Source organism: Paenibacillus tianmuensis (assembly GCF_900100345.1).
Taxonomy (GTDB): Bacteria; Bacillota; Bacilli; order Paenibacillales; family NBRC-103111; genus Paenibacillus_G; species Paenibacillus_G tianmuensis.
Map to the genome: position 1 here is coordinate 1 of NZ_FMTT01000088.1, position 5,677 is coordinate 5,677.

General features: G+C 43.9%; 3 protein-coding genes and 2 pseudogenes. 1 reads left to right on the forward strand and 4 read right to left on the reverse strand.

Features of this window, described 5'->3' with window-relative positions; translation table 11 throughout:
- From BLO51_RS29995 to BLO51_RS31340, 4 genes and pseudogenes are all read right to left on the reverse strand, one after another.
- Positions 1 to 240, reverse strand: a pseudogene (locus BLO51_RS29995) (IS4 family transposase); the annotation flags it as partial.
- 287 nt (positions 241 to 527) lie between these two features.
- Positions 528 to 1,370: an HNH endonuclease gene (locus tag BLO51_RS28045; RefSeq protein WP_090677413.1), complete on the reverse strand. Its 843-nt coding sequence runs from the start codon at positions 1,368 to 1,370 to the stop codon at positions 528 to 530.
- Positions 1,371 to 1,372: 2 nt separating this feature from the next.
- Entirely contained in the window at positions 1,373 to 2,971 is a 1,599-nt protein-coding gene (locus BLO51_RS28050) for an AAA family ATPase (protein ID WP_090677414.1), read from the reverse strand.
- 792 nt (positions 2,972 to 3,763) lie between these two features.
- Positions 3,764 to 4,021, reverse strand: a pseudogene (locus BLO51_RS31340) (IS1634 family transposase); the annotation flags it as partial.
- Between the two features lie 100 nt (positions 4,022 to 4,121).
- Between BLO51_RS31340 and BLO51_RS31345 the strand changes: the two are divergent.
- Entirely contained in the window at positions 4,122 to 4,838 is a 717-nt protein-coding gene (locus BLO51_RS31345) for a hypothetical protein (RefSeq protein WP_425415844.1), read from the forward strand.
- Positions 4,839 to 5,677 lie beyond the last annotated feature (839 nt).

Below are 5,677 nucleotides of genomic sequence, written 5' to 3' on the forward strand. Positions count from 1 at the left end.
TGCTTTGCTCGAAAAGCTAGAATAGTGAACCTGAATTAAGCCGCAGGAATGAGCGCAGTCAACCCCTGCCCGGTAACCCTCCCATTGTTGATGGGCAGCCGTGCACCAATATTGCAACAAGTCATATACCGTAAACTTACGGGCTTTGTCTTCATAACCTATCATTTGCACAATTGATTTGACTTCTTCAAGACTCAGAATGGATTGAAGAACGGATGGAATCGTGATACAATTTTTCATGAGATCGCCTCTTTCTCGAATCGCTTGGTGGTACAAACGATTCTACAGCAAAGGCGATCTTTTTTCTACCATTTAGTGGTTAATCAACAGGCCTGTTGTGGTACGGTTCACCACGAATAATCTTAAATTATCCGTTTTAGCGTACAAGGAAACGTTTAAAAGTCAAGGGATGCTTTCCCATTGATTCCTTATGACCGATGCTTTCGAATTTGTACAATTATACATATAATGGTTAACTATGCAAATGTTTATCTCAGACAATCCGATCTGAGAGGTTTCAAACTCGATTAAAAAAGAACACCCGTTGTATGATACCAGTGGTCATTGGCTAGAGCATGAAACATCGCTGACTTCCAAGAATTAAGATTCTCATGAAGACTACTTTCTGCCCTATCCATTAACTGCTGCTTAACCGCATCTGGACCACCGTTATTATAAAGTTTCTTCATTTGGTAAGAAATGTTTCTAAGTTCAGATGCTGCCTCAGAACTGTAAAGCGAGTTTAGTTGATATAGTTCAAAATGGTAAGTTACACGTTGAGCCAAAAGAACAGAAGCTCCTGTCGGCGGAATGATATAAAACGACAACGATGCTGGCGTAGTTTGTATGACCCTTGCAAATAACCATTGACTATCATTAATATTATCAAAATAAGGGTGTAGAGGCTCTTCCTCACTTCGTGATGGGGAAGATGCGTTTTTAGTCTTATTACAATCACTACATGCTGGAATTAAATTTGTAGGTGAAAGAGCCAGTGAAGGATACCCTGATTTAGCTAGATAATGGTCTAACGTTTTAACTGGCAATTGCGCGCATAGGGGACATTTACCATCATCAGTCTGATATCTTAATTTTTCATAATAGAAACGCCCAGGTCCTTTTTTGGGGACCATCCTGCCAGTGTATACGGCTTCCAACTCCTCTCGAGTAACATCTCCATTAACATGAGTTTTCTTTTTTATAAGATGGAGTTGGGCATTTGAAGCTTTTAAAGCATATTCCTCGGTATCTTTCTTTATTTCAGGGATGCACGCTTCTAACCTTTTTTTCAAGTCTTTATCCTGCACTCTTTCGATAGAGGCACGGAAAACAGTTTCCACAGTAAAGTCGGGTAATTTGAGAGAACGCACGGCTAAGCTTCCTCCCTCAGGGCGTCATTTAATAAGCCGCGAAGTATAGCTTTTGCTTCCCAACCGAGTTCATTATTGAAGTCCTCGATAATGGTGTCATAGTCACCATATTTCTCTACTGCATCACGAAGCATCTTATAGAAGCCAGAGTACACAACCTCTAACTCAAATATTTCACTAGTAAGTTCGCCAATATTCTCCCCGAAAGTTTCAATCCCGGTTCGGTGGTAAGTTAATTGTTTACCATTTCGTCGAAGCTTCCAGACACAACTTCTCGGTACCTCTTGCAAAATAACCGGAGAATGGGTAGCAATGATGGCTACTGCATTTCTTTGTATGAGTAAGTCTGATAATGCCCGGATAAATGCAGATAATAGTGGTGGATGCAAATGTGCTTCAGGCTCATCCAGTAAGACAAGGGTCCGCTCTTCAAGTGTTTCAACTAAACGGGTAAGAGTAAGCAACACGATTTTATGGCCCGAACTTAAACGGTGGAAAAACTTCTGCGCACGGCGTTTGAGTAGATGACTCTCCATGTTTTCCGGCCCGTTTGTTTCTGAATCTAATTCCAAAGTCTCGAGGAAGTCATCAGCCTCCTGTCGTTCCAAGATACTCGGTACGTTTGAATCAGAAAAGATAGGATCAGCACACAGCATTTCCACCGCCCTCAGCCATCTAACAGTTTTGTTACTACTTTTTATTGAATCAAGACTATTGGCGAAGTCATATTTTAAGTTCTCTGGACTTTTTGGTGGTTTGTTTACCTGTTTAAGGCCAATATAGGTGTAAGGTGTTCCTTCCTGACGGTTTCTTCGATCTGGCATTGGTTCTCCTGGATCAAATGCACTAAATGATACAGATACAACATTCGCGAATAATTCATCATTCGCTATCTCATCAGATTGGGTACTAAAGTAACCATTTTTAGTACGAGAAGGAACAGTCGAGATGAGAGAAGAAACCATGTTATTAATCATATGGGTCTTCCCAACTGCATTACGCCCAATTAGAACATGCATATTTGTCGGTGGATTCGAATCAGGTGTAACCTCAAATTCGAGAACAACTCGGTTAGTATCTTTGATTTTCGGCCCGGTGTAAGTAAATTTATAAGGTGTTAACTTAGAATTTCCGTTAGCAAGTCTTCGATACTGCCCAACCACCGAAGTGTGGCGAACGTTTCTCGTTATGGAAGAAGTTGTTACCCTATAGCGACGCACTCTTTCGTAGACGTCTGGAAGCAATGCCATGTCATTTAATGCTCTTAGAACTCTCTGACGAAAGTCGTCGCCAAGTTCATTCAAAGACGAATAATAGCCTACGTCTTGACCTAAAGAGAAAAATCCGTCATCAAGACTATCAAATTCTTTTGGAATATTAGGTCGTTTTGTGTCCGAATTAACATTACGTTCGCCTATTTTGACACTACCAAGATGTATTCGCTCTCCTGACTCATTCACATAGCAAAGCGTATACATTGTTTTGAACTCCCACCAATCGTTCCAATTATCCTCAATTAGATAGAATTGACTAGTAGGCTGAGTCGGAACACTGACGTCTGAGGCTAATACGATAAAAAAAATTCGAAACACACCCTTCATAGATACTTTTTATAACATTCTAATCATTAGTCTTTAAGCAAAACACTCGTATCCCAAAGATTACTAAAACAATTAAACATGCTAGGTTTGCCTTCTATGTAATCAAACACGGTACAAGTAGCTTTTAATAAATATAGTTCCTACTAACTAATTATCGGTTTGTAGATATTATAAATTAACACCATTCCCATTTATGTACAATATCCTACAAAACCATACTTCTTCCTCTTCAAAGATACAGATCTTTGACAAGAGATTCACTTAGCTTTGTTTAAGAAATCACAATAGGAAATGTTCTCAGACTCTTGTGTTATCCCCAATAAATCGCACATAATATCTTTAGATTTGGATGCTCACTGTTTTTATAATTGTGACACAATCCATATCAATCCGCAGAAACAAATCATTTCTTCGTCCAAAGTGTATATGTAGATTACATAGTATTTCGTACATATGTCTAAGAAGAGCATAGATCTTGCGTATTATGGCCTCTGCGTATTGACAAGAACTTTATCCCATTACCGTCTTTAAAAAATAAAAAAACATCGCCTTAGCCGACGATGTGATAAGCTTATCATTAGATTGTCAGCCTGGATACATATTGATCAACATAATCACGGATTGATTATTTTCTTCTGTTGGGTTGTCAAAAATCCGCATGGATACATGTAATCTTACATTCCGCACCTTCATCATGAGGTAGTGAGTGGAATTTTGAGAGAAAATAAGCCGGCTAAACGGATATAGCGATGGCCCTAAGAGCAAAACCACCGCTGAAGTCCTCAGATTCAATTAGCCGAGATAAATAGATTCATCCAAATTGAGTATCGACAGCGCACGCTTTTCCTCTTTGGTAAGCGGGCTTCCGAACTGCCTGACCCGAGTGCCGTCCGGCATGCGAATAACGGCCACTTTCCGGTACTTAAAGAGTTGAAAGATCGCCGCAGCCGTGGGTTTTCGCAAAATGCGCCCGCCTGCTCCGTGCATCGGCTTTTGCTCGGTGATGTGCTGCCGAACCCGCCGCTGGAATACCCGGTAGATCGTTAAAGCGAATGGTGTCCTCCGCTGCAAGCGTCAGGTCGGTGCTCGCTAAAATGGAAAGTTGGTCACCCTGCCTGACCAGAACAAAACGTAGTTCCTGATACAATCCTTGCCCCCACAACAGATCCAGGCACAGGAATTTCACCGACTCTTCCTTGCCGTACATCGTCACGGTAGCAGTTCGAAACTCGGCCGCGCGATTGTGGAACAACTCGATCAGCTTCACCATCTGGCCTTTTTTCGGTGGACGGCCCCGTCCCTTTTTTCTAACGGCGGGACGCTCATAGGCTACGGCATTGGCTTTGACCTTCGCGACGATGTGCAGACGAGCGGCTCTCGACTGATTCCACACACCCAGCCGCTCCAAAGCGGGAATGGACAGAAAGTAGCGATCCAACAGGAGCAGCGCGCTCCCGAACGCCTTGGCGGACGCGAAAGCCTGATCGATCATTTGCACGACATGGGACGCTTGCCGATCCTCGGGCTGCTTATCCCAGCCGAAGATTGTTTTTACACCGTCCTGCAGGTTTATGGACAAGGGCAAGCAGAAGCACTTCTGCGGCGTTCCGGCCAAAATTCCGATGGCGCCAAACAGATGGCCAAAGATGTACTCGCCCTTGGACGAGTTTTCGGATTCCTGATGGAGCTTCTTGACGCCCGGCATCCGGCGACCTTCCTTGGCCTGCTTCATCCCATCGCCGACGAGTACGACACTCTCCTGCACGTACAGGAGAGGAGCCGTGCTGCGAACCACATGAATCCAAGTCAGCGTAGCGATTCCAGCGACCAGGCGGAAGAACGGAAGAAATGGATCAGGGTCTCGTAGCAACGGGAATGCAAGGAAAGATCCCGGAGGATGGAAGTCATACCAAGATGATCCGAGCGCAGCATTAAACCTATGACGATAACAACAAACCACTCGAAGGTGGCCGTTCTGGAAAAGCAGGGACGAAACGAACGCAATACGGAATCGATGAATTTCAGCATGGGTATAGTCAATTGTTAAGAAATCGGGTACACTATTTGCTGTGACCCTTTCGGCGATTGGATCTCCTTTTCGGTGTGAGAACCTTTAGGATATCATCTTTTCGCCTGATTGGGTTATTTTTCTGTGCGCGCTGTTCTCGCCACAACCTGAGCGGAAACGCCCAATAAAAGCGAGCAATTGCCTCCGGCAATCGAATTCTGTACTCAAATAGGCAGGGGAAGTACCTGCTTAGAACGAAGGTTGGCGTTCCTACCCTAAGCCCCGCGACGTGCGGTCAAGTTCTCTCTTGTCCCGTATGAGAGCTCGCTAAGGACGGCGAAGCACGATCCTGAGATGGCAAGTAAAGTAGTCGGGGGGTCATGGAATCCTATGGTTAGAATGTGTCCATCGACACCGACGAATCTCTGAGTGTACGGCTCGAAAGAACCAGTGTCAACGAAATGAAGTTGCACGCCCCTGATAAGGGGTTCAGTCATGGTGACGGTAATAGAAAATGCCGATCACGATCTCTATCCCATAAAGGATAGAAGTCCTGCATCCTCCAACCCTGGATAAAAGGACGGCTGACGGGCTATAAGAGAGACCTAAGGGAATCCTGCAAGACTAGAATACAGGAAACAGCGGAACCCTGAAAGAGGATATCAAGGAGAGAGAACTCTAATGCCTCTAAGCAGAAG

Coding starts and splice junctions, on each gene's coding strand:
- BLO51_RS28050 (WP_090677414.1), bottom strand. CDS start 2,971: ATGAAGGGTGTGTTTCGAATTTTTTTTATCGTATTAGCCTCAGACGTC.